The organism is Geomesophilobacter sediminis, assembly GCF_016458275.1.
Classification (GTDB): domain Bacteria; phylum Desulfobacterota; class Desulfuromonadia; order Geobacterales; family Geobacteraceae; genus Geomesophilobacter; species Geomesophilobacter sediminis.
On record NZ_JAEMHM010000055.1, the window covers coordinates 1 to 413 of the forward strand.

1 protein-coding gene is annotated in these 413 nt (G+C 51.6%); it reads left to right on the forward strand.

The window, feature by feature from the left end:
• Positions 1–66: 66 nt before the first annotated feature.
• On the forward strand, positions 67–413 hold a 347-nt coding region (locus tag JFN93_RS25310; protein WP_199387172.1), incomplete at its 3' end, for a transposase.

The window sequence follows — 413 nt, forward strand, 5'->3', positions numbered from 1 at the left end:
GGGCCTGTAAAATCCTTTGTGTAAATGGCCAATTTCGGTTAGAACCCACTCGACAGGAGGGAGCCGATGGCCAGTGTAGATGAATTGCTTGATGCTTTGATTAAGGACTGCAAGAAACCAGAAGACATCGTCGGTGAAAACGGGCTTCTGAAACAGTTGACTAAGCGTGTCCTGGAGCGGGCCATGCAGGTCGAGATGACAGATCATCTCGGCTACGAAAAACACTCCCCAGACGGTAACAACAGCGGCAACTCGCGCAATGGGACCTATAAGAAGACCGTCAAAGGTGAGTTCGGGTCACTTGAGGTTACCGTGCCGCGGGATCGGAATGGCAGTTTTGATCCACTGATCCTACCTAAAGGGCAGAGCCGCTTTACCGGCTTTGACGACAAGATCATCTCCATGTATGCCCG